The 3,150-nt window shown below is 32.3% G+C and carries 3 protein-coding genes; all 3 read right to left on the reverse strand.

From position 1 onward, the window contains the following. Positions 1 to 538: 538 nt before the first annotated feature. Positions 539 to 1,060 (reverse strand): hypothetical protein, encoded by a 522-nt coding sequence (locus HN894_02995; GenBank protein ID MBT7142280.1) that lies wholly within the window; start codon positions 1,058 to 1,060, stop codon positions 539 to 541. A 386-nt stretch (positions 1,061 to 1,446) separates the two neighbouring features. Further along, positions 1,447 to 1,932 (reverse strand): hypothetical protein, encoded by a 486-nt coding sequence (locus tag HN894_03000; GenBank protein ID MBT7142281.1) that lies wholly within the window; start codon positions 1,930 to 1,932, stop codon positions 1,447 to 1,449. A gap of 317 nt (positions 1,933 to 2,249) precedes the next feature. Further along, positions 2,250 to 2,669 (reverse strand): hypothetical protein, encoded by a 420-nt coding sequence (locus HN894_03005; protein MBT7142282.1) that lies wholly within the window; start codon positions 2,667 to 2,669, stop codon positions 2,250 to 2,252. Positions 2,670 to 3,150 lie beyond the last annotated feature (481 nt).

Genomic DNA, 3,150 nt, shown 5'->3' on the forward strand with positions numbered 1-3,150 from the left:
GGGTCAACATGCTCCGTTTCTCGAAAGCCGCCGCCGCAAAAAAGGGGTCAACATCTGCCGGAATGACAGACAAATTTCACTCAGAAAAACAACATTTTTTTTATCGCTCGGAGGGGGTCAGCTTGCTCCGGTATATCCAACTGCCAGTTCTAATGCCACATAACTAATTAATATACGCACCATAGTACCCTATATTTGACATATCGCTCACATCCAAATTGTATTTAGTTTGTTTAATATCAAGCATTTGAATATTTTACGTCATTTGAGTCAGTGGCATATATCTATTTTCATTAGTAGCTATATTTATTTTTGTCAGTCTCCAAAATTGATACAACAATGATATATGTACACATTTCAGAAACTCGAAAACAAGAACAAATGAAAATGGTTTTTGATAAGATGATTTAACGTGTTGCAGCTATGGCAAGTGGCCGATGTTTACCTGATTGCTTTTGATTAACATTATTTGCGATTCTTTTTGTTGTAAACGAAAAGCGGCCATTTGCGATAAGTGCTGTTAACTGCTATAGTTTTATCATAAATCGTTTATACGCTGATTCATTACAGCCTCTAGCATTTCTTCTTTTGTTTTGTTCTTTTCCTCTTCCTGTAAAACAAGGTTTCCAACCGTTTCTATTTTACTACTAAGTTGTTCCATCAGATAATCTATAATATTAATAAATTCCAATAGTACATTGTGAGAGAATCCTTTAATAGTGTATCCTTGATATACCAAATGGGGATACGAGGAATTTCCTCTCGAAGCAAGTCTAATTCTAGGTTCCATTTTCTCGAAAATTGAATCCCCGGCATGAGCTATATAATTGTGTCTCATGTCCATTAACTCTTCATGAAATTTTCCCAAATTTGAGTTTGCACTGAATATATCTTCCTTATTTAGTGTAGTGCCTCTTCCTTTTGCAGCATCCGTAAAACATTTTCCATAAATAATGATGCAAGAGATCCAATAAGATTTAGTGAGTAATTCATCATCCTCTTGTCCTTTCATGTACTCGAGAAGTTGTTTTACATATTGCAAATCTAGTTTGATCGACATCAAACCAACCCATCTTTTAGCTTTTGGGCTCTCAAGAATGTAGTATAATTGATCAGTTGTTTTCAGAATGTCTTTTCTTGCTTTCATTTTTCTATTGCAGCTAACTTGTATATATGTACAACTTTTTCAGAATTACTTAAAAATAAACAAATATACAATATCAAGCAACAATAGCCAATTCAAATTAATTAAGCGCTTATAGTCGATTATTACAAGCTATAATTCTACGCCACTATACTCACAACTTCAACAAGTTTGTATTTTGTTGCTCAAAAACCACAAGTTGAAAATTCTCAGTAGAGAGAGGAACTGATTCCTTAACTTGTTGTGGATGGCCAAGTAGCAGTGTTTCTCACTATTGGCTATGCTGCTTTGTTGGCAAAGGTTTATTCCTTGGTTAACGCTCCAATGACAGTTTTATGCTCATTATTTGTAATGTAATCAAAGTCTGGATTCCTAATAACTTTTGAATACTTAGCCCATTCCGTTTTCTCAGGTTCAGAATTTAATAAAGATTCTTGCATATCTTCGGGAAAATCTTCAAGATTAGGAATCAGCTTTTCCACAGCTGGATTACTAATAAAATTAAAAATGTTATTTCCCGAGCTGATATTTTCTAAGTCATAGGTTGGGAAAGTTAAAACATTAAATGTGTCTTGAGTTATACTTGAAATAACAACAGCATGTCGATAATATCCTCCCTCAACATATTCATCATGTGGACCCCCGCTATAATAAATAGCAGTAACCTCTTCATTTTCTTTGAGGCCATTTTCTAAAATATCAAATTTCTCAATTTTCCAAAATTCTATATTCTGCGTACAACCAGTTATTAAAATAAGAGTAACTAGCATCAAGGTTAATCTATTCATAATGTCTTTCTTTTAAATGTTCCCAACTTGTAAATATGAGCACCTTTTTCATAATTACTTTAAAAATAGCCAAATATACAATATCTAGCAACAATAGCCGATTCAATTTAATCAAGCGCTACACATTTCAGAAAACAGGAACAAGTAAAAATGGTTTTTGATGAGATGATTTGACGGTTAGTTTCAGAGGTCGTTTTAATGCAAGTTCTTTTGCTTAATGAACCGCTAAGTACGAGACCCATACGCTTAGTGGCGTGACAGGTGCACTGGTGGCTATTTTGCCATCAGCCGCCTACTCGATTAGCTAATGTTTTTTTTTATTTTTCAAATAGTTTCTTTATCAATTCCTTGCTGTTTTCAGAATACCCTACATTCCAACATGGGTAGAAATGAAGAAATAGAAAATAGTATTCTGCATGGAAAAACTTTGCCTTGTAATTCTCTTTAGTCAGATAACAACTTGCTAGTTTATGATAATTTGTTATTTCATTTCCAAAATTAGAATCTAAAGATGAAAATAAAAGAAATTCAACAGTATCAATTTCACCTATTATATAAAGCGTTGCTAAGTATTTTCCCTTCTTCAAATAGGGATGAGAAAACTTTATAGAGTCATTTATTTCGACAAGCCAATTTTTACCAACATTCTTCTGAATCTCCGCTTTTACAGAATCAATCTGAGAAAACCCATTTATCGAAAAACACAAACTTAGAATAATAATTAAAAGCTTTTTCATTGATGTTCCTAATTTTTGACTTTGTTAAATTTCCTAATATTTAAATCTCCACTTTTTGAAATTTGCTAAAGAAATTAATCTTGATTACGTGTTGAACTAAACCCAAGCCAGCTAATTCAGTATTATTTTTATAATTTCATCTTTAAATAATTATTAATTCTCAAATATAATTATTTGTTTCAAAATAAAAAAAGAAAGTACAATGATCTACGTACATATTTCAGAAACTAGAAAGCAAGAACAAATGAAAATGGATTTTGATAAAATGATTTAACGTGTTGTGGATGGCCAAGTAGCGGTATTTTTCGCTATTGGCTATTCTGCTTTCTTGGCATTAGTTTTTTTAACCCAAGTTGAGAACAATATTTTATATCTGCCTACATATGAGCATATTACGTTCATAGGATTCGTTTTTCGGGTACTACGGATTTTGTAATTTCAATATTTTCAACGAACTAAATTTCAAGTTGCAAAGTTAACA

The sequence above is a fragment of the Bacteroidota bacterium genome (assembly GCA_018692315.1).
GTDB lineage: Bacteria > Bacteroidota > Bacteroidia > Bacteroidales > JABHKC01 > JABHKC01.